Annotated in this window: 24 protein-coding genes and 2 tRNA genes; 20 read left to right on the top strand and 6 right to left on the bottom strand. The window is 60.0% G+C overall.

From position 1 onward, the window contains the following. Positions 1-493, bottom strand: a 493-nt coding sequence (gene smpB / locus B7L72_RS07690) for an SsrA-binding protein SmpB (RefSeq protein WP_081193531.1), incomplete at its 3' end; no start/stop codon positions are given. Positions 494-620: 127 nt separating this feature from the next. Between smpB and B7L72_RS07695 the strand changes: the two genes are divergently transcribed. Both B7L72_RS07695 and B7L72_RS07700 read left to right on the top strand, forming a co-directional pair. Then, positions 621-1,055, top strand: coding sequence for a type II toxin-antitoxin system RatA family toxin (locus B7L72_RS07695; protein WP_016915902.1), 435 nt, complete (start codon positions 621-623; stop codon positions 1,053-1,055). After that, a complete protein-coding gene (locus B7L72_RS07700; protein ID WP_016915903.1) occupies positions 1,045-1,356 on the top strand; it encodes an RnfH family protein in 312 nt (103 codons plus the stop codon). The genes B7L72_RS07695 and B7L72_RS07700 overlap by 11 nt, the downstream gene beginning before the upstream one ends. A gap of 3 nt (positions 1,357-1,359) precedes the next feature. Here B7L72_RS07700 and B7L72_RS07705 read toward each other — a convergent pair whose 3' ends face one another. Beyond that, entirely contained in the window at positions 1,360-1,827 is a 468-nt protein-coding gene (locus B7L72_RS07705; protein ID WP_016915904.1) for an outer membrane protein assembly factor BamE, read from the bottom strand. A gap of 72 nt (positions 1,828-1,899) precedes the next feature. On the opposite strand from B7L72_RS07705, the gene fur reads away from it, so the two are divergent. Continuing rightward, on the top strand, positions 1,900-2,352 hold the full coding sequence (gene fur, locus B7L72_RS07710) for a ferric iron uptake transcriptional regulator (protein WP_016915905.1): 453 nt from the start codon (positions 1,900-1,902) through the stop codon (positions 2,350-2,352). 151 nt (positions 2,353-2,503) lie between these two features. Here fur and recN read toward each other — a convergent pair whose 3' ends face one another. Further along, positions 2,504-4,177, bottom strand: a complete 1,674-nt coding sequence (gene recN / locus B7L72_RS07715) for a DNA repair protein RecN (RefSeq protein ID WP_081193533.1) — start codon at positions 4,175-4,177, stop codon at positions 2,504-2,506. Between the two features lie 200 nt (positions 4,178-4,377). Between recN and grpE the strand changes: the two genes are divergently transcribed. The 3 genes from grpE to dnaJ all read left to right on the top strand — a co-directional run bounded on the left by grpE (position 4,378) and on the right by dnaJ (position 8,354). Beyond that, complete coding sequence (gene grpE, locus B7L72_RS07720; protein ID WP_081193535.1) at positions 4,378-5,007, top strand: nucleotide exchange factor GrpE; 630 nt, start codon at positions 4,378-4,380, stop codon at positions 5,005-5,007. A gap of 151 nt (positions 5,008-5,158) precedes the next feature. Continuing rightward, positions 5,159-7,093 carry a molecular chaperone DnaK gene (gene dnaK, locus B7L72_RS07725; protein ID WP_081193537.1) on the top strand — a complete coding sequence of 645 codons (1,935 nt, stop codon included), beginning with the start codon at positions 5,159-5,161 and terminating at the stop codon, positions 7,091-7,093. Positions 7,094-7,202: 109 nt separating this feature from the next. Beyond that, positions 7,203-8,354: a molecular chaperone DnaJ gene (dnaJ, locus tag B7L72_RS07730; RefSeq protein WP_081193538.1), complete on the top strand. Its 1,152-nt coding sequence runs from the start codon at positions 7,203-7,205 to the stop codon at positions 8,352-8,354. A gap of 67 nt (positions 8,355-8,421) precedes the next feature. On the opposite strand, the gene B7L72_RS19095 is transcribed toward dnaJ, so the two are convergent. Both B7L72_RS19095 and B7L72_RS07735 read right to left on the bottom strand, forming a co-directional pair. Then, entirely contained in the window at positions 8,422-8,751 is a 330-nt protein-coding gene (locus B7L72_RS19095; protein WP_446718561.1) for an HNH endonuclease, read from the bottom strand. Next, positions 8,637-9,368, bottom strand: a complete 732-nt coding sequence (locus B7L72_RS07735) for a hypothetical protein (RefSeq protein WP_081193540.1) — start codon at positions 9,366-9,368, stop codon at positions 8,637-8,639. The genes B7L72_RS19095 and B7L72_RS07735 overlap by 115 nt, the downstream gene beginning before the upstream one ends. 172 nt (positions 9,369-9,540) lie before the next feature. On the opposite strand from B7L72_RS07735, the gene B7L72_RS07740 reads away from it, so the two are divergent. The 5 genes from B7L72_RS07740 (at position 9,541) to greA (ending at position 16,054) form a co-directional block, all read left to right on the top strand. Then, the gene (locus B7L72_RS07740; protein ID WP_081193542.1) at positions 9,541-9,822 is read left to right on the top strand and encodes a DUF2218 domain-containing protein; all 282 of its coding nucleotides are present in this window, start codon (positions 9,541-9,543) and stop codon (positions 9,820-9,822) included. Between the two features lie 113 nt (positions 9,823-9,935). Further along, positions 9,936-10,742 (top strand): 4-hydroxy-tetrahydrodipicolinate reductase, encoded by an 807-nt coding sequence (gene dapB, locus B7L72_RS07745; RefSeq protein ID WP_081193544.1) that lies wholly within the window; start codon positions 9,936-9,938, stop codon positions 10,740-10,742. Between the two features lie 387 nt (positions 10,743-11,129). Beyond that, positions 11,130-12,275 carry a glutamine-hydrolyzing carbamoyl-phosphate synthase small subunit gene (gene carA / locus B7L72_RS07750; RefSeq protein WP_176212854.1) on the top strand — a complete coding sequence of 382 codons (1,146 nt, stop codon included), beginning with the start codon at positions 11,130-11,132 and terminating at the stop codon, positions 12,273-12,275. Positions 12,276-12,350: 75 nt separating this feature from the next. Beyond that, a complete protein-coding gene (gene carB / locus B7L72_RS07755) occupies positions 12,351-15,581 on the top strand; it encodes a carbamoyl-phosphate synthase large subunit (RefSeq protein ID WP_081193546.1) in 3,231 nt (1,076 codons plus the stop codon). Next, positions 15,578-16,054 (top strand): transcription elongation factor GreA, encoded by a 477-nt coding sequence (gene greA / locus B7L72_RS07760; RefSeq protein WP_039181387.1) that lies wholly within the window; start codon positions 15,578-15,580, stop codon positions 16,052-16,054. Before carB ends, greA begins: the two co-directional genes overlap by 4 nt. 129 nt (positions 16,055-16,183) lie before the next feature. Here greA and yhbY read toward each other — a convergent pair whose 3' ends face one another. Continuing rightward, the gene (yhbY, locus tag B7L72_RS07765) at positions 16,184-16,510 is read right to left on the bottom strand and encodes a ribosome assembly RNA-binding protein YhbY (RefSeq protein ID WP_016915916.1); all 327 of its coding nucleotides are present in this window, start codon (positions 16,508-16,510) and stop codon (positions 16,184-16,186) included. Between the two features lie 114 nt (positions 16,511-16,624). Here yhbY and rlmE point away from each other — a divergent pair, with 114 nt between their 5' ends. The 9 genes from rlmE (at position 16,625) to rimP (ending at position 24,095) form a co-directional block, all read left to right on the top strand. Beyond that, positions 16,625-17,272, top strand: a complete 648-nt coding sequence (gene rlmE, locus B7L72_RS07770; protein ID WP_016915917.1) for a 23S rRNA (uridine(2552)-2'-O)-methyltransferase RlmE — start codon at positions 16,625-16,627, stop codon at positions 17,270-17,272. 213 nt (positions 17,273-17,485) lie between these two features. Next, positions 17,486-19,480, top strand: a complete 1,995-nt coding sequence (ftsH, locus tag B7L72_RS07775) for an ATP-dependent zinc metalloprotease FtsH (RefSeq protein WP_081193548.1) — start codon at positions 17,486-17,488, stop codon at positions 19,478-19,480. A gap of 99 nt (positions 19,481-19,579) precedes the next feature. Continuing rightward, positions 19,580-20,491: a dihydropteroate synthase gene (gene folP, locus B7L72_RS07780; RefSeq protein ID WP_081193550.1), complete on the top strand. Its 912-nt coding sequence runs from the start codon at positions 19,580-19,582 to the stop codon at positions 20,489-20,491. A gap of 1 nt (position 20,492) precedes the next feature. Beyond that, positions 20,493-21,857: a phosphoglucosamine mutase gene (glmM, locus tag B7L72_RS07785; protein ID WP_081193552.1), complete on the top strand. Its 1,365-nt coding sequence runs from the start codon at positions 20,493-20,495 to the stop codon at positions 21,855-21,857. A 77-nt stretch (positions 21,858-21,934) separates the two neighbouring features. Next, positions 21,935-22,684, top strand: a complete 750-nt coding sequence (gene tpiA, locus B7L72_RS07790) for a triose-phosphate isomerase (RefSeq protein ID WP_016915921.1) — start codon at positions 21,935-21,937, stop codon at positions 22,682-22,684. 4 nt (positions 22,685-22,688) lie between these two features. After that, entirely contained in the window at positions 22,689-23,048 is a 360-nt protein-coding gene (secG, locus tag B7L72_RS07795; RefSeq protein ID WP_016915922.1) for a preprotein translocase subunit SecG, read from the top strand. A gap of 30 nt (positions 23,049-23,078) precedes the next feature. Further along, positions 23,079-23,165, top strand: a tRNA-Leu gene (locus B7L72_RS07800). Between the two features lie 109 nt (positions 23,166-23,274). After that, a tRNA-Met gene (locus B7L72_RS07805) sits at positions 23,275-23,351 on the top strand. A 282-nt stretch (positions 23,352-23,633) separates the two neighbouring features. Beyond that, on the top strand, positions 23,634-24,095 hold the full coding sequence (gene rimP / locus B7L72_RS07810; protein ID WP_081138051.1) for a ribosome maturation factor RimP: 462 nt from the start codon (positions 23,634-23,636) through the stop codon (positions 24,093-24,095). Positions 24,096-24,106 lie beyond the last annotated feature (11 nt).

A 24,106-nucleotide genomic window follows, 5' to 3' on the forward strand; every position in this document is an offset into this window, starting at 1 on the left:
CCTTGTTATGTTCCCGCATAATTCGGCCTTTCTGGCGATTCCAGTCGCGGTCCTTCTCGGTGGCGCGCTTGTCATGGATCTTCTTGCCCGTCACCAGCGCCAGCTCGCACTTCACCTTGTTGCGCTTCCAGTACAGCTTGAGCGGTACACAGGTGTGGCCCTTGTCCTGCGTGACCGAAAAGATCTTGGCGATCTCCTTACGGTGCAACAGCAGTTTTCGGGTGCGGGTGGGGTCGGCTATTTCGTGGGTGCTGGCCGTGTTCAGTGGCGTCACATGGCTGCCCAGCAGGTATGCTTCGCCGTTGCGAATCACAATATAGGTGTCGGTGAGCTGCGCTTTTCCGGCGCGCATGCTTTTGACTTCCCAGCCTGCCAGTGCCAGACCCGCTTCGAAGGTTTCGTCGATATGGTATTCAAATCGCGCCTTCTTGTTCTGGGCAATCACGCTGCTGCCGGGGCCCTTGCTGTTACCTTTTTTAGTTTTAGTGGCCATGGAACCTCATCGTTGATCTGTCGTGCGGACCCCCTTCGTTATGCGGGGAGGCGTGATACTATTCAAGGTCTGTAACTATAATTTCCCATGATACGCTTTGGGCACTGTGAAGTCAGCGGAGAGGTCAATGCCAACCGTCAATCGTACCGCTTTGGTGCGCCATACCCCCCAGCAAATGTTCGACCTGGTCAATGACTTCGAACGCTATCCCGAGTTTCTGCCGGGATGCCGCCGCGCGCGTTTGCTGGAGAGAGACGAGCTACATCTGGTCGGAGAAATGACCCTGGGCCGGGCGGGGGTCGAGCAAACCATCACTACGCGCAACGACCTGCATGCTCCAGAGCGGATCGAGCTTTCGCTGGTCAAAGGGCCCTTCAAGCAGCTCAAAGGTCGCTGGCTGTTTATCCCCATGGGGGATGATGCTTGCAAGGTTAGTCTGGAAATGGAGTTCGTTTTCGCCAATCGATTACTAAGCATGGCGTTTGGCAAGCTGTTTCAACAAATCGCCGGGCAACTGGTCGATGCCTTCACCAAGCGCGCCAACGAACTGTATGGCCGTTGATGACATTGCCGTCGAGGTGGCCTTCGCGCTGCCTCACAAGCAGCGTATCGTCGCGCTGAAGGTACCCAGCGGCACCACTGCCAGAGCAGCCGTTGCCATGGCCGACCTGCCCAGCCTGTTTCAGGAACTGCCCGCCGAGACCTTCGAGCAGGCGCCGCTGGGCATCTTCGGCAAGGCGTTGCGCCACCCCGATAAGGAGCCGCTGCGCGAAGGCGACCGGGTAGAAGTCTACCGGCCGCTGCAGATCGACCCCAAGGCGGCCCGCCTGGAGCGGGCCAAACGTCAGGCCAGCGGCCAGTAGCCGTTACTGAGCAATCGGTACTGGCTGGGGCTCGGGGGCGGTCTCAGGCGTGGGGGCCTGCTGGGTTGGCTGCATGCTGTCCATTGGGTCAGTGCCTTCGACGGCAGGCCCCATGCCACGGTCAGAGCTGACCGGCAGGTCGCCAGAAAGGTCGCCTTGCTGCTCGACGTTCACCAGTCGGCCAGCGTTATCGAAGGTGAGCGTGACGCGACGCTGTTCCACGCCCCCGTACGCTTTATCGAGGCGGTATACATAGTCCCACTGGCGGGCATCGAAGGGCGCTTCCAGCAGCGGCCTGCCCATCACATAGGTAACCTGTTCCTGGGTCATGCCCGGCTGGAGCTGGCTGACCATCTCCTGGGTGACCAGGTTGCCCTGAGGGATGTCGCGCTTGTACACGCCGACGTAACTGCAGCCGCTAACGACGGTCAGGGCAACGGAAAGAGTAATGATACGAGTCAATTTTTGCATTTGAGCCTGTTCTTCACTATCGTGGTTTCGGTCGATGATACCCGACCTAACCTGTTACTGCGAAGAGCAACCATGGCCGATCAGAACCATGAACTACGCAAAGCCGGGCTGAAAGTGACCCTGCCGCGCGTCAAGATCCTGCAGATTCTCGAAAATGCTTCGGGCCAACACCACCTTAGCGCAGAAGAAGTGTATAAAACACTGATTGATGCGGGCGAGGATGTTGGTCTGGCGACCGTCTACCGCGTGCTGACTCAGTTCGAGTCGGCAGGCCTTGTGATTCGTCACAATTTCGACGGTGGCCATGCGGTCTTCGAGATGACCCAAGAAGACCACCATGACCACATGGTGTGTCTGGAAAGCGGTGAAATCATCGAGTTCGTCGATGACATCATCGAGCGTCGCCAGCAAGAGATCGCCGAAGAGCACGGCTACGAGCTAGTGGACCACGCTCTGGTGCTGTACGTACGCCCCCGTGGGTCGGACGTCACGCGCCAGGACAGTGGCCCCACGAACCGCAAGTAGTCCGCTGCTACATGAAAACGCCCCTGGGGTGCCAGAGATGACTGTCTGGCGCCCCAGGGGCGTTTTTTTAGGCAAGATGTGGATGAAAGGCGCTGCCTTCACCCGGCGAAGGGCAAAGGCTTGGCGTGAGTTTGGTTGAGTTTGGTTGAGCCTAGTGAGGAGGGCGCTGGCTGGCGTGCAGCATCTCACGGGCATGGGCCAGGGTCTGGTCGGAAAGCGTGACTCCGCCCAGCATGCGGGCCAGCTCGCTGATGCGGCCTCGCTCATCCAGCAGTGCCATATGGGTCAGAGTGGTATCGCGTTTGGCGCGTTTTTCGATGTGCAGATGCTGATGTGCCTGGGCGGCCACCTGCGGCAGGTGGGTCACGGTCATCACCTGGCCGTTTTCGCCCAGCTTGCGCAGCAGCTGGCCGACGATTTCGGCCGTCGCACCGGAAATGCCCACGTCCACTTCATCGAAGACCAGGCTGGGAATGGTAGAGTGCGAGGCCGCCACGACCTGAATGGCCAAACTGATACGCGACAGTTCACCGCCGGATGCCACTTTCGCCAGCGGGCGCGCAGGCTGGCCAGGGTTGGCGCTGATCAGGAACTGGACGTGATCCAGCCCTTCTGGGGTGGGCGTGTCGCGAGGGGTAACGTCGACATCGAAACGCGCCTTGCCCATGGCCAGAAAGGCCAGCTGCTGCTGAACTTCCTTGCCTAGCCGCACCGCCGCCTTTTGGCGAGCTTCACTGAGCAGCTTGGCATTGCTGCGGTAGCGCTCCCGGTAGTCGGCCACCTGGCTGCTCAGGGCTTCCAGGTCATCGTCACTGGCTTCCAGTTGCGCCACTTCCTGACGTAGCTGGGCATGCAGGGCGCAGATTTCTTCCGGGGCGACATGGTGCTTGCGCGCAATGCGGTGCACGTCGCCCATGCGCTCCTCGACCCAGGCCAGTCGCTCGGGGTCCAGTTCGGTGGTGCTGGCCAGGCGCTGCAGCTCGCTGGCGGCTTCTTCTACCTGAATGCGCGCATCGCTGAGCATGGCCAGGGTGTTGGCCAGCGTGCCCTTATCGCTGCCGGGCAGGGCGCTCAAGTGTGCGTAGGCCTGGTTCAGCAACGACAGCGCACCGCCCTCATCGTTTTCACAGCAGTCGGCGGCAAACTGGGTTTCTCGCAGGGTCTCTTCCGCGTGGGCCAGCGTGTGTTGCTCTTCTTCCAGGGTTTGCAGTTCGCCTTCGGCGAGGCCCAGCTGGTCGAGCTCTTCCACCTGATAGCGCAGCAGCTGGCGCTTGGCCTCTACCTCGCTGCCCTCTTCACTGAGCTTTTTCAACCGACGACGGGCATTGCGCCATTCACGGTAAGTCTCGGCCAGCTGCTGGCTGCGCTCACGAAGCCCGGCGTAGTCATCCAGTAGCGCCAGGTGGGTTTCTTCGCGCATGAGCGCCTGGTGGGCGTGCTGGCCATGAATTTGAATCAGCTGTTCGCCCAGCGATTTCAGGTCGGCAATGGTGGCCGGGTGGCCGTTGATCCATGCTTTGGAGCGCCCGCTGGCGGTAACGACGCGGCGTAACAGGCACTCGTCGGTAGGCAGTTCCCGGGCCTGCAGCCACTCGATGGCGGCGGGCAGGTGTTGAATGTCGAAGCGGGCGGAAAGGTCGGTGCGCTCGCAGCCGTGGCGCACGCTGCCTGCGTCGGCGCGCTCGCCCAGGCAGAGCCCTAGCGCGCCCAGCAGTATGGATTTACCCGCCCCGGTTTCCCCCGTGATGGCGGTCATGCCACGGCTGAGGTCGAGTTCAAGGCGGTCAACAATCGCGTAATCCTGGATCGCTAGCTGTGTCAGCATGAGGCCTCCTGAGGCGGTGCATCCCGAGTGCTGGATACTTATCCAATAATTGTTGTTTTATACAGTAGTCGATAACTCACTTCAATGCCCCTCTTGAGATGGCTTCGATGGCCCCCATATAGCTTTTATCCGTGGTCTAAATCCCGCGAATCAACTCAGGTGGCCGCCAACGGCACCGCTACGTATTTCAGGAGCAAGGCATGGCTAAAGAACCGCAAACCCCGTTGGATGAAGAGCTGGCGCGTCAGGAGCAGGAAGCCGAAGTCACGGAGCCAACGGCAGAAGAGCGCCTGGTAGAAGGTGAGCTGGAAGGGCTGATCGACGACGAGCCGGTGGCGGACGCAAACATAGGTAACCCTGAAGCCGACGTGCTGGCCGCCCGGGTAGAAGAGCTGGAGCAGAGCCTGGCCCAGGCCAAGGACCAGGCCCTGCGCGCCGCCGCTGAAGCACAGAACGTGCGCCGTCGCGCCGAGCAAGAGGCCGAGAAGGCGCGCAAGTTTGCGCTGGAGAAGTTCGTCAAGGAGCTGCTGCCCGTGGTGGACAGCCTGGAGAAAGCCCTGGAAAGCATGCAGCAAGACGCTTCCGACGTGCATCGCGAAGGCGTCTCCATGACCCTGAAGATGCAGCTGGACGTGCTGGCCAAGTTTGGCGTCGAAAGCATCGAGCCCCAGGGCGAGCCCTTCGACCCGCAGATGCATGAAGCCATGGCCATGGTGCCCAATCCCGAGCTGGAGCCCAATACGGTAATGGACGTCATGCAGAAGGGCTACTCCCTGAATGGCCGTCTGGTGCGTCCCGCGATGGTGGTGGTCAGCCAGAAAGCCGGTTAATCCGATGACGCATTGCAGAAAAAAGCCCTTGAAATGCGCCAGCCGGCCCCCAAATAAAGGGCAACCCGCGAGAATGCTCGCAAACGCCTTAAACAGTTTTGACGGCGTAAACCACTAGTTTTTTGTTTCAACCGAATTCGAGGTTTTTGCTATGGGACGCATTATTGGTATCGACCTGGGCACCACAAACTCTTGTGTAGCCGTGCTCGATGGTGACAGCGCTAAAGTCATTGAAAACGCCGAAGGCGGTCGTACCACGCCTTCCATCATTGCCTACACCGATGACGGCGAAACCCTGGTAGGTCAGGCGGCCAAGCGTCAGGCCGTGACCAACCCGGAAAACACCCTTTACGCCATCAAGCGTCTGATCGGTCGTCGTTTCAAGGACGACGTCGTTCAAAAAGACATCAAGATGGTGCCGTACAAGATTGCCGAAGCCGACAACGGTGACGCGTGGGTAGAAGTCAAAGGCAAGAAGATGGCTCCCCCGCAGGTCAGCGCCGAAGTGCTGAAGAAGATGAAGAAGACCGCCGAAGACTACCTCGGCGAGCCGGTGACCGAAGCGGTCATCACCGTACCGGCCTACTTCAACGACAGCCAGCGTCAGGCCACCAAGGATGCGGGCCGTATTGCCGGTCTGGACGTCAAGCGCATCATCAACGAGCCGACTGCCGCAGCGCTTGCCTACGGCATGGACAAGTCGCGTGGTGACAAGACCATCGCGGTCTACGACCTGGGCGGCGGTACCTTCGATATCTCCATCATCGAAGTCGCCGACGTTGACGGTGAAACCCAGTTCGAAGTACTGGCCACCAACGGTGACACCTTCCTGGGCGGTGAAGATTTCGACCTGGCGCTGATCAACTACCTGGTCGACCAGTTTAAAACCGACAGCGGCATTGATCTGTCGGGCGACAACCTGGCCATGCAGCGCCTGAAGGAAGCCGCCGAGAAAGCCAAGATCGAGCTTTCCAGCGCTCAGCAGACCGACGTCAACCTGCCGTACATCACGGCAGACAACACAGGCCCGAAACACCTGAACGTCAAGGTGACTCGTGCCAAGCTGGAGTCGCTGGTAGAAGACCTGGTGCAGCGCTCTCTCGAGCCATGCAAAACGGCTCTGAAAGATGCTGGCCTGTCCGCGTCTGAAATCGACGAAGTGATCCTGGTCGGCGGCCAGACTCGCATGCCGATGGTTCAGAAGAAAGCGGCAGACTTCTTCGGTAAAGAAGCCCGTAAAGACGTCAATCCCGATGAAGCCGTCGCCGTAGGTGCCGCAATTCAGGGTGGCGTACTGGGCGGCGACGTGAAAGACGTTCTGCTGCTGGACGTCACGCCGTTGACCCTGGGTATCGAAACCATGGGTGGCGTCATGACGCCGCTGATCGACAAGAACACCACCATCCCCACCAAGAAGACTCAAACCTTCTCGACGGCGGATGACAACCAGACGGCGGTGACCATTCACGTCGTGCAGGGCGAGCGCAAGCAAGTGTCGCAGAACAAGTCGCTGGGTCGTTTCGACCTCTCCGACATTCCGCCGGCACCGCGTGGCGTACCGCAAATCGAAGTGGCTTTCGATCTGGATGCCAACGGTATCCTGAACGTATCGGCCAAGGACAAGGCGACGGGCAAAGAGCAGTCCATCGTGATCAAGGCGTCCAGCGGCCTGACGGAAGAAGAGATCGAGCAGATGGTTCGCGACGCCGAAGCCCACGCCGACGAAGACAGGAAGTTCGAAGCGCTGGTGCAACTGCGCAACCAGGCGGACGGCATGATTCACGCCACCCGCAAGACCGTGCAGGAAGCAGGTGACAAGGCCACCGATGACGAGAAACAAGCCATCGAGACGGCCATCGCCGAACTGGAAGAAGCGGTCAAGACCGATGACCAGGACAACATCCAGAAGAAACTGGATGCGCTGACCGAAGCCTCCGGCCAGCTGGCGCAGAAGATGTACGCCGAGCAGGCAGACGCTGCCCAGCAGGCGGGCGCAGAAGGCGCGGAAAGCACCAACGCCAAGCAGGACGACGACGTGGTTGACGCCGAGTACGAAGAAGTCAACGACGAGCAGAAGAAGCAGTAACCCACCTCTTTCTGCCAAGGAAAGCGGTGACGCGGGAGGCAACTCCCGCGTTGCTGTTTCCGCGGCCGAGACGCCAATAGTGCGTAGCTAACCAGGAGGCGTAGGACCCATGTCCAAGCGCGATTATTACGAAGTCCTGGGTGTCGAAAAAGGGGCCGATCAGAAAGAGATCAAAAAGGCCTATCGCCGTCTGGCGCAAAAATTCCACCCTGATCGAAACCCGGACGATAACACCGCAGCGGAAAAATTCCGTGAGGTGTCTGAAGCCTACGAAGTCTTGAGCGACGGCGAAAAGCGCGCCGCCTATGACCAGTTTGGTCATGCCGGTGTGGATGGCCAGGGCGGTGGCTTTGGTGGCGGCGGCTTCGGCGGCGGAGCCGGTGATTTTGGCGACATTTTTGGCGATGTGTTCGGCGACATCTTCGGGGGCGGCGGTGGCCGTCGGCGGGGCCCCAATGCGCCCGCGCGAGGGTCCGACCTGCGCTACAACCTGGAGCTGGACCTCGAAAGCGCCGTGGCCGGTACCACGGTGGATATTCGCGTTCCGCGCCATATCGAATGTGACCGCTGTGACGGTGGCGGTGCCGAGCCAGGCTCCTCCAAGGAAACCTGCCCCACGTGCCACGGCCATGGCCAGGTACGCATGCAGCAGGGCTTCTTTGCGGTTCAGCAGACCTGCCCCACGTGCCATGGCAGCGGCCAGCACATCAAAGTGCCGTGCCACAAATGTAATGGCGAAGGGCGTGTACGCGAAACCCGCACTCTCTCGGTGAAAATTCCGCCGGGTGTCGATACCGGTGATCGCATTCGCCTCAATGGCGAAGGCGAAAGCGGCGTGAATGGCGGCCCAGCGGGCGACCTGTACGTACAGGTGTCCATCAAACCTCACCATATCTTCCGCCGCGACGGCAAACACCTGCAGTGCGACGTGCCGATCAATTTCGTGGACGCCGCGCTGGGAGGCGAGCTGGAAGTGCCGACGCTGGATGGACGCGTGAAGCTGAAGATCCCACCGGAAACCCAAACCGGCAAGCTCTTCCGCCTGCGCGGCAAAGGCGTGAAGCCCGTTCGTGGCGGCACCCCCGGCGACCTGCTGTGCAGGGTAGTGGTGGAAACGCCCGTCAATCTCAACGACGAGCAGAAAGACCTGCTTCGCCAGCTGCAAAAGAGCTTTGATGACAGCAATAGTCATAGCCACTCGCCGAAGAAGACTGGCTTCTTCGACAGCGTGAAGAAGTTCTTTGAAGAGATGAAGCCGTAAGGGCGTATAGCGTCACTACGTAAAATGCCTCAGCACTTCAGTGTGCTGGGGCGTTTTTGTATCTGCTTCAGCGCAAAAGGTGATCCATTCGCCACGCTAAGGCCTGTTGATCGGGCTGCCAGCGTTTGGCTCGGGGCAGCACCACCGCTTGACCATGCAACTGCTGAAGCCATGCGTTATCTGGCATAAAGTCATCAAGAGTTGGGCTGACATGCCATTTATGGTCCGGCCCCGGCGCGATCAATCGGTTATCCATCGCCCAGTGTAAATTGGGCGTCAGTGCTAAGCCATTTGTAGGGCGGTCGTCGTAGCTTTCGGAGAGAAAGGAATTAAGTGGGCGGCTTCTACCAGATAACGGTAGTCTGGCGTGATAAAGCGCAAACGAGTGGCGGCACAGCGGTAGTCGTAGGCTTCCAATACCAGAGTGCGAAAAGCGGCTGAGCGTGCCTGCTGTTGATGTGTCTCCTTAACTTTGCCCACTAAGCTATCGGGGTGCTTTTCGTAATCGCCGCTCTCTAGTGCATTGGCTAAATAGGTGTTCAGCGCGTGCTGCTGAGGGTCTTCAGCGAAATAGTGAGCCACGATCAGTGCGCTGGCGTTATGAGCCATTTGTTTATTCTGAAAGGCACTAAATAGAGCGCTATCTAGCACTGCCTGTGTGAAGAGTGCCTTTAAGCCCTTAAGCGATTTAGGCTGGCCTAAGCTATTGGCAACGTGAGCGATGCTGCTATCAAACACCGGATCCCAAAGTGCGCCAGAAACGCCTTGGTCGCCCTTTAGGTGCCAAAGTGGCAGGTGAGGGTTAGCCGACTGACGGTCGCCGGTGGCGGCTTCATACAAATCGAAATAACGCGCTAGTAGCCGGTCATCAATGGCAACCGTCGGCGTGTTAATGTGCCCGTTTTGGATTTCACAAATAATCGCCAGCAGTAAGCAGGGCTTATTTGCTGCTAGTCGGCCTCGGCTGCGGCCTACCCGTAGGGCGGTCAGGCTTTTTAGCGTCTCATCTGTCATTGTTGTCTCTAAAATTGCTTAGGCTTGGTTAGAGATTACCACGGCTTTTGATAGTAAGGGCAGTGAGTAGCCGAACACACCGTTGCAAGGAATTCTCATTCGCTGCTTGGCTCTTTTCGCTGTGAGGATTAGGCTAGTAGGTAATCACTTCTATTAAATTGGAGAGAGCCGCATGCCTTTATCCCGAGCAGAAATTGCCACCCCATCCGGCGCGCGGTTGATCAACCGCCTGTGTAAACACTGGGCGCATAAGCTTGAGGTGGAGCACAGTGAACAGGACGCCAGGATCGTGTTTGCCAGCGGCACCTGCCTGATGCACGCGGAGCCCGAGCGCCTGGTCGTCTCCATCGAAACCCTCGAAGAAGAGCATCTGGACCAGCTGGAAGGCGTGGTGGAAAGCCATCTGGTGCGCATGGCGAAAGATGAGCCGCTGGAGATCGTCTGGGAGAACTGAGCGCCATCCGCCGTGCTTCCGTCAGCACCGCATCCCGTCAGGTGGTCTGCTATAATCGCGGCCACCTTTTTTGTTTCTCGCTGATGCCGAACGGCACACGCACAGGAGTTCCCATGACCCGAATTGCCATTGTGGGCGTAGCTGGCCGTATGGGCCGCACGTTAGTCAACGCCATAGAACAGGATGCCGGTGCCCAACTGGCCGGGGGAATCGTCGAGCCGGGCAGTTCGCTGGCAGGGGCGGATATCGGCGAGCTGGCAGGCGTAGGCAAGCGGGGAGTGGTGGCGGTGGACTCGTTGGCGGCCATCGTGGACGACTTCGACGTGCTGATCGACTTCACGGCACCCAAGGTGACGCTGGCGAACCTGGCGTTTTGTGCCGAGCACGGCAAGCGCATCGTGATCGGCACGACCGGCATGAACGATGACGAGCTGGCCGAGCTGGACAGCTACCGCGACCGCGTAGCGATGGTATTTGCACCCAACATGAGCGTCGGCGTGAACCTGACCCTGAAACTGCTGGAAACGGCGGCCAAGGCGTTGGGCGACGAAGGCTACGACATCGAAGTGATCGAGTCTCACCACCGCCATAAGGTCGATGCGCCGTCCGGAACGGCCATCAAGATGGGCGAAGTGGTGGCGGAGAGCCTGGGGCGCACCTTGAAGGAGCACGGCGTTTTCGAGCGCGTGGGGCAGTGTGGCCCGCGTACCGATAAAGAGATCGGTTTTGCTACCGTGCGGGCAGGCGATATCGTCGGTGAGCACACGGTGATGTTCGCCACCGAAGGCGAGCGCATCGAAATCACCCACAAGGCGTCCAGCCGCATGACCTTCGCCAAAGGGGCCGTGCGGGCGGCACGCTGGGTGGCCGCTCAGCCGCATGGCCGTTATGACATGCAGGACGTGCTGGCGCTGAGCTGAGCCATTGGCTTTTGTTAGACCAGGGTCGGCATAAAACGCTGGCCCTGGTGCGCTAAATGCTGTAACATTCCAAAAATTTTGGCCCAGTGGCTGCAAAAAGCAGCACCATATCGGCAGTCAAGCACCAGGCTGTCGAAAGAGCACCGCGCTTGTTGCACTGGTCGTCAAGTGGGAAAAGTAGTCAGCGACATGCTGCGCCATGGCCAACACCGTTATGAAGGCCACGGAAAGAGAACAACAAGCGGGATGAAACCGATTTTTTTATTGTCGGCTTCGTCCCGCTTTTTTACGACCCGACGTTTGTACGCAAACGCCGTAACCGGATCGCCGAGCCTGCGCCCACAGGCTCCCACCAGCATGGGAGAACGTGTTTTGAATAACCCCGCATTGAGCAAACCCGCGATATTGGCCCTGGAAGATGGCAGTGTGTTTCATGGAACGGCCATCGGCGCGGAGGGAATCACGAGCGGTGAGGTGGTGTTCAATACAGCCATGACCGGCTATCAGGAAATTCTCACCGACCCCTCTTATACCCGCCAGATCGTCACCCTGACCTACCCGCATATCGGCAATACCGGCATCAATTCCGAAGACATCGAGTCCGCGTCCATTGCGGCGGCGGGCCTGGTGATTCGTGATCTCCCCCTGCTGGCCAGCAGCTTCCGTTCCGAACAGAACCTTTCCGATTATCTGGTCAGCCAGAACGTGCTGGGCATTGCCGATATCGATACCCGCCGCCTGACGCGCATTCTGCGTGACAAGGGCGCCCAGAACGGGGCGATTCTGGCAGGTGCCGAGGCCGAAGGTGATGATGCCGTCGAGCGTGCGCTGGCGGCGGCGAAGGCGTTTCCGGGCCTGAAGGGCATGGACCTGGCGAAAGAAGTCTCCTGCAAGGAGGCCTATGAGTGGTCGGAAGGCGAGTGGACCCTGGGCGAAGGTTACGCGGATGCCAGCCAGGGTGAGCGCCCCTACCATGTGGTGGCCTTCGATTACGGCGTGAAATTCAACATCCTGCGCATGCTGGCGGCCCGTGGCTGCCGCTTGACGGTGGTGCCTGCGCAAACCCCTGCAGCAGACGTGCTGGCCATGAACCCGGACGGTGTCTTCCTGGCCAACGGCCCCGGCGACCCCGAGCCCTGCGATTACGCCATCAAGGCGATCCAGGAAGTGCTGGAAACCGACACCCCGGTGTTTGGTATCTGCCTGGGCCACCAGCTGCTGGCGCTGGCCTCTGGCGCGAAAACCGTCAAGATGGGCCACGGCCACCACGGCGCCAACCACCCGGTTCAAGACCTGGACACCGGTACGGTGATGATCACCAGCCAGAACCATGGCTTTGCCGCCGATGAAGCCTCCCTGCCCAGCAACGTGCGCGCCACGCACCGTTCGCTGTTCGACGGCACCTTGCAGGGAATCGAGCGCACCGACCGCCCGGCCTTCAGCTTCCAGGGCCACCCGGAAGCCAGCCCCGGCCCGCGCGATGTAGCGCCGTTGTTCGATCGCTTCATCGCGATGATGCAGGCGCGCCGCTAAGTCAGCCGCGCTGCCGCTCATTGCCCAGTTACGTCGCCTCGATGCTCATCGCCACCACTTTTTGCGGGAACCGTTATGCCTAAGCGTACCGATATCAACAGCATTCTCATCATTGGCGCTGGTCCGATCGTCATCGGCCAGGCCTGCGAATTCGACTACTCCGGCGCCCAAGCCTGTAAAGCGCTGCGCGAGGAGGGCTACCGGGTCATTCTGGTGAACTCCAACCCGGCCACCATCATGACCGACCCGGCCATGGCCGATGCCACCTACATCGAGCCGATCACCTGGCAGGCGGTAGAGAAGATCATCGAAGCCGAGCGCCCGGATGTGATTCTGCCCACCATGGGCGGCCAGACGGCGCTGAACTGCGCGCTGGACCTCGACAAGCACGGCGTGCTGGCCAAGTACGGCGTCGAGATGATCGGTGCCAACGCCGATGCCATCAACAAGGCCGAAGACCGCGACCTGTTCGACAAGGCGATGAAGAACATCGGCCTGGAGTGCCCCAAGGCCAAAGTGGCGCACACCATGGACGAGGCCTGGGAGATTCAGGCGGAGCTGGGCTTTCCGACCATCATTCGTCCTTCCTACACCATGGGCGGCTCCGGCGGCGGCGTGGCGTACAACAAGGAAGAGTTCGAAGAGATCTGTACCCGTGGGTTCGAGCTTTCCAACAACCACGAGCTGCTCATCGACGAGTCGCTGCTGGGCTGGAAAGAGTACGAGATGGAAGTGGTGCGTGACCGCAACGACAACTGCATCATCGTCTGCGCCATCGAAAACTTCGACCCCATGGGCGTGCACACCGGTGACTCGATTACCGTCGCGCCTGCCCAGACGCTGACCGATAAAGAGTACCAGATCATGCGCGACGCCTCTCTGGCCGTGCTGCGCGAGATCGGCGTGGAAACCGGGGGGTCGAACGTGCAGTTCGGTATGGACCCGAAAACCGGTCGCATGGTGGTGATCGAGATGAACCCGCGGGTGTCGCGCTCCTCGGCGCTGGCGTCCAAGGCCACCGGTTTCCCGATTGCCAAGATCGCTGCCAAGCTGGCGGTGGGCTACACCCTGGACGAGCTGCAGAACGACATCACCGGCGGCCAGACCCCGGCCTCGTTCGAGCCCTCCATCGATTACGTGGTCACCAAGATTCCGCGTTTTACCTTCGAGAAGTTCCCCCAGGCCAACGACCGCCTGACCACCCAGATGAAGTCGGTGGGCGAGGTGATGGCCATTGGGCGTACCTTCCAGGAGTCGCTGCAGAAAGCGCTGCGCGGCATGGAAACCGGCAACGACGGCCTCGATCCGATCATCACCGAGTTCACCGACGAAGCCATGGCCCAGATCAAGGGCGAGCTGCAGGCAGCGGGTGCCGAGCGCATCTTCTTCGTCGCCGACGCCATGCGGGCGGGCATGAGCGTGGATGAGATCTTTGCGCTGACCAACATCGACCGTTGGTTCCTGGTGCAAATGGAAGACCTGATTCTCACCGAAGCCGCCGTATCCAAGCGCGCCTTGGCAGAGTTCTCGGCGCGTGAGCTGTTCCAGCTCAAGCGCAAGGGCTTCTCCGATGCGCGGTTGGCGAAGCTGCTGGGCGTCTCCGAGAAGGAGTTCCGCAAGACGCGTCAGGCAGCAGGGATTCGCCCAGTCTATAAGCGCGTCGACACCTGTGCCGCCGAGTTTGCTTCCGATACCGCCTACATGTACTCCACCTATGAAGAGGAGTGCGAAGCGGACGTGTCGGATCGCCAGAAGATCATGGTGCTGGGCGGTGGCCCGAACCGTATCGGCCAGGGTATCGAGTTCGACTACTGCTGCGTGCACGCCGCCTTCGCCATGCGCGACGACGGCTATGAAACCATCATGGTCAACTGCAACCCGGAAACCGTCTCCACCGACTACGACACCTCCGACCGCCTCTACTTCGAGCCGGTGACGCTGGAAGACGTGCTGGAAATCGCCGACAAGGAGAAGCCGGTGGGCGTCATCGTCCAGTTCGGCGGCCAGACGCCGCTGAAGCTGGCTCGTGAGCTGGAAGCGGCAGGCGTGCCGATCATCGGTACCACGCCGGATGCCATCGACCGCGCCGAAGACCGCGAGCGCTTCCAGGTGATGATCGACAAGCTCGGCCTGAAGCAGCCGCCCAACGCCACGGCCCGCAGCTTCGAAGAAGCCTTCACCGGGGCCGAGAAGATCGGCTACCCGCTGGTCGTGCGTCCCAGCTATGTGCTGGGTGGCCGTGCCATGGAGATCGTCTACGACGCCTCCGAGCTCGAAAACTACATGACCAACGCGGTCAAGGTCTCCAACGACTCGCCGGTGCTGCTGGATCACTTCCTCAGTGCGGCAGTGGAAGTAGACATCGACGCGGTCTCCGATGGTCAGCAGGTGGTCATCGGCGGCATCATGCAGCACGTCGAGCAGGCAGGCGTTCACTCTGGCGACTCTGCCTGTGCGCTGCCACCCTACTCGCTGCCCGCCGACGTGCAGGACGAGATGCGCGCACAGGTCAAGAAAATGGCCGTCGAGCTGGGCGTGAAAGGCCTGATGAACGTACAGCTGGCCTGGCAGGATGGCGAGATCTACGTGATCGAGGTCAACCCGCGTGCTTCGCGTACCGTGCCTTTCGTTTCCAAGTGCATCGGCACCTCGCTGGCGCAGATTGCCGCCCGCTGCATGGCCGGCAAGACTCTGGTGGAACAGGGCTTCGAGCGTGAAATCGTGCCGCACTTCTATAGCGTCAAGGAGGCCGTTTTCCCGTTCAACAAGTTCCAGGGCGTGGACCCGATCCTCTCGCCGGAAATGAAGTCCACCGGTGAAGTCATGGGCTCGGGCGATACCTTCGCCGAAGCCTTCTTCAAGGCGCAGCTGGGCGCGGGTGAGGCGATTCCGGCACTGGAAGGAGACCGCAAGGCGTTCCTGTCGGTACGCGAGCCGGACAAGCAGGGGATTATCGAAGTGGCTCGTTCTCTGCTAACATTGGGCTTCACGCTATGTGCAACACGCGGTACCGCTGCGGCCCTCGAAGCCGCCGGGCTGCCCGTGGAGCACGTCAATAAAGTCAATGAAGGCCGTCCCCATATCGTCGATCTGCTGAAGAACGACGAAATCGCCTACATCGTGAATACCACCGAAGGTCGTCAGGCAATCAACGACTCTTCGATCATTCGCCGTACTGCTCTCGCGCGCAAGGTGCCCTATGCGACCACCTTGGCGGGCGCTAATGCTGTTTGCATGGCGCTGGAGTACGGTAGGGAGATTACGGTGCGGCGCCTTCAGGATCTGCACGCAGGAGCAACGCAATGAACAAGGTCCCGATGACGGTTGCGGGAGAGAAGAGCCTTCGCGATGAGCTCAACCATCTGAAGAGCGAAGCTCGCCCTCAGGTGATTGCCGCCATCGCCGAAGCGCGTGAGCACGGCGATCTCAAGGAGAACGCCGAGTACCACGCTGCGCGCGAACAGCAAGGCTTCATCGAAGGCCGTATTCAGGAAATCGAGAGCAAACTCTCCGGTGCCCAGGTGATCGACGTCACCAAGCTGCCGAAAACCGGCAAGGTGATCTTTGGCGTCACCGTGTCACTGCTGAACCTGGACAGCGACGCCAGCGTGACGTACCGCATCGTGGGTGAAGACGAAGCGGACATCAAGGCCGGGCGCATTTCCGTGACATCGCCCATTGCCCGCGCGCTGATCGGCAAGGAAGAGGGCGACGTGGTGGTGGTGAAAACCCCCGGTGGCGACGTGGAGTACGAAATCGAGAGTGTCGAGCACCTCTGATCACGTTCCGCTAGCGCCATGAAAAAGGCCCGGTGCAGTTTCCTGCATCGGGCCTTTTCGTCTGGCGCTGTTTTATGATGGGCGCCAGATCCGTTCAGCCAAGCGTCCGCTCAGCCAAACGCTCCTGCGTCAGTGCCGCCCGTGGTGGTTCTCGAAGCGGGTCACGTTGGAGAGCTTGGGGTTGGCCTTGGGGTTGCGACGGTACAGCAGCGCCATCTTGCCGATGGTTTGCACCAGCTCGGCCTTGCTGTCAGCCAGCAGCTCGTTGATCATCGCGGCGCGATCATCCCGCTCGGGCAGGGCGAGCTTCACTTTGATCAGCTCGTGGTCGTTGAGCGCGCGGCTGAGTTCTGCGAGCAGGTTTTCGGAGACGCCGTTCTCAGAAACGGTGACCACGGGGTTCAAATGGTGGCCAATGCTACGAAATGCTTTCTTTTGTGCCTGTGACAAGCTCATGGTATCTTGCGGTATCCCGGTTAGCGCTTAACGTTCCATCTTACGGTGAAATGCCGTCAAGTGAAAGCAATCCCGTCAATGCGCCCATCTCTTATTCCAGCGTCAGATGCCCCTATGCAGCAAAAGCCTCCAAGCCGTAAACATTCAGTGAGCAAAACCAGCAACAACTGGAAGAAAGAACATTTCGACGACCAGTACGTGAAACAGAGCTGGCAGGATGGCTACCGCTCCCGGGCAAGCTACAAACTGCTGGAGCTGGATGAGAAGGACAAGCTGTTTCGCAATGGCATGACGGTGATCGACCTGGGGGCAGCGCCCGGCGGATGGAGTCAGATCGCCGCCGAAAAGGTTGGCCCGGAAGGTGTCGTGATCGCCTCCGACATTCTGGAGATGGACGCCCTGGCAGGGGTCGACTTCATTCAGGGCGATTTCACCGAAGAGCGTGTACTCAATGCGATTCTCGAGCGGTTGGGAAATCGACCGGTAGACCTTGTTATGTCCGACATGGCCCCCAATATGAGTGGGATGGCCGCCATCGACCAGCCACAGGCCATGTACCTTGTCGAGCTTGCTCTGGAGCTGGCGCGTGAAACGCTCTCGCCCAAGGGGCGTTTTCTGGTCAAAGTATTTCAGGGGGAGGGCTTCGACACCTATTTGAAGGAGCTGCGCGGCAGCTTTCAGCGCGTCGTGACCCGTAAGCCGGATGCTTCACGGGCCCGTTCACGAGAAGTCTATTTTCTGGCCGAAGGCTTTCGCGGTTAGCAAGTGACCGCGTGCATGGCCACGATAGCGACGATTTATCACCACGATTGCCAGACAGGCAGGCGTAAGGTGTGTCACATTATGCACATTGGACGAGCGTGACACAGATGGCCCAGGGCGTTATGCGCTTTGGCAATGGTTGAACGTTAAACTCTAGTGTAAGGTCTGAGTATTAACGGTTAACTGACGGATTCTTGTAATGAGGGTAGCCCCTTGAACGATATGGCGAAGAACCTGATTCTGTGGTTGGTCATCGCGGCCGTTCTGCTGACAGTGTTCAACAATTTCAGTACGGAAAGCGCGCCGCAAAGCACCAACTACTCCCAGTTTGTGCAGCAGGTGCAAAATCAGCAGATCCGCAGCGTCACCATCGATGGGTATACCATCACCGGTGAGCGGACCGATGGTTCGCAGTTTCAGACCATCCGCCCTGCCGCAGAAGATCCCAAGCTGATCGACGACCTGCTGAGCAACAATGTCACGGTGGTCGGCAAGGCGCCGGAGCAGCAAAGCATCTGGACACGGCTGCTGATTGCCAGTTTCCCGATCCTGCTGATCCTGGCGATCTTCATGTTCTTCATGCGCCAGATGCAAGGCGGTGCCGGTGGCGGCAAGGGTGGCCCGATGAGCTTCGGCAAGTCGAAGGCCAAGCTGCTCTCACAAGACCAGATCAAGACCACCTTTGCTGACGTGGCGGGCTGTGACGAGGCCAAGGAAGAGGTGGAAGAGCTGGTCGACTTCCTGCGCGACCCTAGCAAATTCCAGCGTCTGGGGGGCACCATTCCCCGTGGTGTGCTGATGGTCGGTCCTCCCGGTACCGGTAAGACGCTGCTGGCCAAGTCCATTGCCGGTGAGGCCAAGGTACCGTTCTTCTCCATCTCGGGTTCCGACTTCGTCGAGATGTTCGTGGGCGTGGGTGCGTCCCGCGTGCGCGATATGTTCGAGCAGGCCAAGAAGCAGGCGCCCTGCATCATCTTCATCGACGAGATCGATGCCGTGGGTCGCTCGCGTGGCACCGGCATGGGTGGCGGTAACGATGAGCGCGAGCAGACGCTGAACCAGCTGCTGGTCGAGATGGACGGCTTCGAGGCCAACGAAGGCATCATCGTGATTGCGGCCACCAACCGTCCGGACGTACTCGACCCCGCGCTGCTGCGCCCGGGCCGCTTCGACCGTCAGGTAACCGTGGGCTTGCCGGATATCCGTGGCCGTGAGCATATTCTGGGCGTTCACCTGCGCAAGGTGCCGCTGGCAGATGACGTGAAGCCGCAGCTGATTGCCCGTGGTACGCCTGGTTTCTCCGGTGCCGACCTGGCCAACCTGGTGAACGAGGCTGCCCTGTTTGCGGCGCGTCGTAACAAGCGCCTGGTGGGCATGGAAGAGCTTGAGCTGGCCAAGGACAAGATCATGATGGGCGCCGAGCGCAAATCCATGGTCATGTCCGATAAAGAGAAGCTCAATACCGCTTACCACGAGGCAGGTCACGCGATCATTGGTCTGGTCATGCCCGAGCACGACCCGGTCTACAAGGTCACGATTATTCCCCGTGGCCGCGCTCTGGGTGTGACGATGTTCCTGCCGGAAGAGGATCGTTACAGCCTGTCGCGCCAGCAGATCATCAGCCAGCTCTGCTCACTGTTCGGTGGTCGTATTGCCGAAGAGATGACGCTTGGGCCCAACGGTGTCACCACGGGTGCTTCCAACGACATCAAGCGCGCCACGGAGCTGGCCCATAACATGGTGGCCAAGTGGGGGCTTTCGGACGAAATGGGTCCGATCATGTACGACGAGGACGAGTCTCACCAGTTCCTTGGTGGCCCGGGTCAGGGTGGCGGCAAGCTGAGGTCCGGCGAAACCACCACGCGCCTCGATAAGGAAGTGCGCAAGATCATCGACGAGTGCTACGAACAGGCTCGCCAGATTTTGCATGACAACCGCGACAAGCTGGATGCCATGGCCGAAGCGCTGATGAAGTACGAGACCATCGATGCGCATCAGCTGAAAGACATCATGGAAGGGCGTGACCCTCGCCCGCCGGAAGGCTGGGGTGACGGTGACTCTTCGGGTGGCGGCTCTCCGGTAGGTGGCGACAAGCCGGAAGTGAAACCAGAAGAGCCTGAAGCTTCCTCGGAAGGCGATAGCGAAGAAGACGATGACGAGCCGCGTCGTCGCCCTTCGGACCCGTTGGGTGGGTCGGCGGGCTCTTGAGCCAGGCCATCACGCCAACCAGCAAAGGCGCCCCAGCGGGGCGCCTTTTTGTTATCCTGTGGCCAATGACAGTGAATTTTTTTGATTTCAGGCGGCAAGATGAACCCGATCGTTGACCCTATCTCGGCTCCGCACGTCCCGGAAGATGCGTTTCACCTGCGCTGTGGTCGCCATTCGCTCGATCTCTCGTTTCCACGGGTGATGGGCATATTGAACGTTACCCCGGACTCGTTTTCCGACGGTGGGCAGCATGTGGCCCTCGATGATGCGCTGCGCCATGCCGAGCGCATGCTGGCGGAAGGCGCGGCGATGATCGATGTGGGGGGAGAGTCGACCCGCCCAGGTGCCACGCCGGTCACCGAACAGCAGGAGCTGGACCGGGTGGCTCCGGTGGTAGAGGCGCTGGTGCGTGAGCTGGATGCGCTGGTGTCGGTGGACACCAGCAGCGCCCTGGTCATGCGTGAGGTGAGCGCGCTGGGAGCGGGCATGATCAACGATGTGCGTGCCCTGGAGCGCGATGGCGCTCTGATGGCGGCGGCCAGTAGTGGCCTGCCGGTATGTCTGATGCATCGCCAGGGTGAGCCGCAGGATATGCAGCACTCGCCTGGCTACGATGTGCCGGTGGAGCAGGCCGTGGCGGCCTACCTGGCGGAGCGGATCGCGGCCTGCGAAGCGGTGGGGCTGCGTCGTCATCGGCTGCTGCTGGACCCCGGTTTTGGCTTTGGCAAAACCGTCGAGCATAACCTGCAGCTGCTGAAGCACATGGCCTCGCTGAACGAGTTGGGCCTGCCGCTGCTGGTGGGTATGTCGCGCAAGAGCATGATTGGTAAAGTGCTGGGCCGTCCTGTGGAAGAGCGCCTGGCGGGAGGGCTGGCGCTAGCTGGCATGGCGGTGGAGCGCGGAGCCAAAGTGATTCGGGTGCACGACGTAGGGCCCACGGTGGATGCCGTGAATATGGCCTGGGCCGTACTGCAAGAAGGCTGTGAGCCGTTCGTGAAGAAGGAGCTGTAACATGACGCGTCGTTATTTTGGCACTGACGGAATTCGTGGCACGGTAGGGCAAGCGCCCATTACGGCCGATTTCATGCTCAAGCTGGGCTGGGCCGCCGGGCAGGTGTTGCGTCGCGAAAAAGGCCGCACCCGGGTGTTGATCGGTAAGGATACGCGTATTTCCGGCTATATGTTCGAGTCGGCGCTGGAAGCGGGGCTGTCTGCTGCTGGGGTGGACGTGGCGCTGTTGGGGCCGATGCCCACGCCGGGTATTGCCTACCTGACGCGCACCTTCCGCGCGGATGCCGGGATCGTCATTTCAGCCTCGCACAACCCCTTCGATGACAACGGCATCAAGTTTTTCTCTGCCGAAGGCAAGAAGTTGCCCGATGAGATCGAAGACCGTATCGAAGCCATGCTGGAAGCGCCGCTGACCACGGCCGAGGCCGCGCAGCTGGGCAAGGCGACGCGTATCGACGATGCGGCGGGCCGCTATATCGAGTTCTGTAAATCCACGCTGCCGGACAGGCTGAGCCTGCATGGCCTGAAAGTGGTGCTGGATTGCGCTCATGGGGCCACTTACCATATCGCCCCCAGCGTATTCCGCGAGCTGGGGGCCGATGTCAGCGTGATTGGGGCGTCTCCCGACGGATTGAATATCAACCAACAGGTGGGGTCCACCCATCCCGCTGCGCTACGTGCCGCGGTCATTCAGCAAGGGGCCGATCTGGGCGTCGCCTTCGATGGCGACGGCGACCGTGTGCTGCTGGTGGATGCCGATGGCCGAGAAGTGGATGGCGATGACATTCTCTATCTGATCGCCCGTGACCGTTTCGAGCGTGGCCTGCTGGACGGTGGTGTGGTGGGCACCCTGATGAGCAATTTTGGGCTGGCCATGGCGCTGGAGCGGCTGGGTATTCCTTTCCAGCGTGCCAAGGTGGGCGACCGCTTCGTCATGGAGATGATGGCTGCCAACGGCTGGGAGCTGGGGGGCGAGGCTTCGGGGCATATCGTGTGTGGCCATGTGCAGAGCACCGGCGACGGCATCGTGTCCGCGCTGCAGGTGCTGGCCTTGATGGTTCGCGAGCAGAAGCCGCTGCCAACCCTGCTCAAGGGGCTCGAAAAAGTCCCCCAGTCGCTGGTCAACGTGCGGCTACCGGCCGGCTCCGATGCTCGCCAGGTGATGGCAGCTCCACCCTTGCAGGAAGCCGTGGCGGCGCTGGAAACCGAGTTGGGCGACCAGGGGCGCGTGCTGCTGCGCGCCTCGGGGACGGAGCCACTGATTCGGGTCATGGTAGAAGGCCGTGCCCATCTGGATGTCGACCGCCTGGCCAATCGGCTGGCCCAGGAGGTCCAGGCGCTGCTCGGTGACGACGCCAGCAAATAACGCAGGACGCGTCACAGCGGTTGTCTTGACAAGGCGGCTCCTATACCATTTCGCTCCACCTGGATTGAGGATTACCCATGCGCACGCCCTTGATTGCCGGTAACTGGAAAATGAACGGTTCGGCGGCATTGATCGAGTCGTTTGGTAAAACGTTTGCTTCCGCCACGCTACCGGAAGGTGTCGAGGTGGTGATTATTCCGCCCTTTCCTTACCTGGACATGGCGCGTCAGGCCTTTGGTGATACGCCGCTGAAGCTGGGGGCGCAAACGCTCAATCCTCAGCACGCCGGGGCGCATACCGGTGAAGTCAGTGGCCGCATGCTCAAGGAGTTTGGCGTTGGCTACGTGCTGGTGGGCCACTCCGAGCGCCGTCAGCTCTACCGTGAAAGCGACGAGCAGGTATTCAATCGCCTGGTGGCCGCTCTGGATGTCGGCTTGACGCCGATTCTATGTGTTGGTGAATCCCTTGAAGAGCGCGACGCTGGTCAGACCATGGATGTCGTGCTGCGCCAGGTGGGCTATGCCATGGCGCGACTGGAACCAGAGCAGCGTCGTCAGGTGGTGATTGCCTACGAGCCTGTTTGGGCCATTGGTACCGGGCGCACGGCCTCGCCGGAGCAGGCTCAGGAAGTCATGGCAGGTATTCGTGCCTACCAGGCAGGATTCGATGCGTCGCTGGCCGAGCAGTTGAAACTGCTTTACGGCGGCAGCATGAATGCAAGTAATGCGGCAGAGCTGCTTGCTCAGCCGGATATCGACGGCGGTTTGGTGGGCGGTGCCTCGCTTAAAACCGACGATTTCTACGCCATTTGTCAGTCAGCAGGATAACGCCATGCAAGTTGCAATTCTTATGGTTCATGTGGTGATTGCGGTCGCCCTGGTAGTACTCATCCTGCTTCAGCAGGGTAAAGGCGCTGAAGCGGGGGCTGCCTTCGGTGGTGGCGCATCGCAAACGGTGTTTGGCTCACGGGGTAGCGGTAACTTCCTTTCTCGCACCACGGGTGTGCTGGCAGCCGGTTTCTTCGTCACCTCCATGGCGCTGGCATACTTTGCCACCCAGGCGGGCCAGGCACCGGAAGCGGGGATTCCCGACGCACGCCTGATCGAGCAGCAGCGTAGCATCCCTACGCTTGACGACAGCCCTGCAAGTATGGATAATACCGCGCCAGTGCTCGAGGAAAGCGGAGAGTAATCAGCCGCCTTTTCTTTAGCCTCCCCTGATGCCGAAGTGGTGGAATTGGTAGACACGCTATCTTGAGGGGGTAGTGACCGTATGGTCGTGCGGGTTCAAGTCCCGCCTTCGGCACCATCTGATTCGCTGGTTTGCCAGCTTCCCAGAATATCAGGATTGGCACCTGAGACGAAAACAGCACTTGACGTCAGTAGTTTAAGTGTCTATTATCGTCGACCTAGATTGATGCGGGGTGGAGCAGTCTGGTAGCTCGTCGGGCTCATAACCCGAAGGTCATCGGTTCAAATCCGGTCCCCGCTACCATTTATTTAGCAGCTTGTAGTGCCGTGAAGCAGTTCGCAATGTGCTTCGAGGCAGCGGAAAAATCGCAGCATGTTGCTAAAATGGTATTACAGGTTTCTTTCGAAAAGCCCCTTCCTGTGAAGGGGCTTTTTGTTAGTAGCTTTTTTGCGAGCCAAGAGTGTCTCACGCGCGGACGTTGTTCAGTAGCCAGAGACACATTCCCAGGTAATGCCAATCAGCCTCCTGGCTTTTATCAAGACTCCTGGCCAGGTGCCTGATGCAACGGCTATAGGAGCTTTGTCTGTGGCCACAAAACACGCTGCGCTTCATGCGCTTATCGAACCCATCGTTGCCGCCATGGGCTTCGAGCTTTGGGGCATCGAGCATGTTTCCCAGGGCAAGCATTCGCGGCTGGTCATTTATATCGAGCGCGAGAGCGGTGTCAGCGTGGAAGATTGCGCCGACATCAGCCGTCAAGTCAGTGCCGTGATGGATGTGGAAGATCCGATTCCCGGCGAGTACCGCCTGGAAGTCTCGTCACCCGGTATGGCACGCCCCCTTTACTCTCTGGACCACTTCACCCGTTACCAGGGCCATCAGGTGGCGCTGAAGCTACGTCTCGCTTTCGATGGTCGGCGCAAGTTCCAGGGGCTGCTGGCTGGGGTCGAGGGGGATGAAGTGCTGCTGCAAATGGAAGGTGAGGAGTACTGCTTTCCCATTGAAAGCATTGACGCTGCGCACGTTGTCCCGCAGTTCGAAGAATAACGGGTGGCGGC

Source organism: Halomonas sp. BC1, from assembly GCF_002078135.1.
GTDB lineage: Bacteria > Pseudomonadota > Gammaproteobacteria > Pseudomonadales > Halomonadaceae > Vreelandella > Vreelandella stevensii.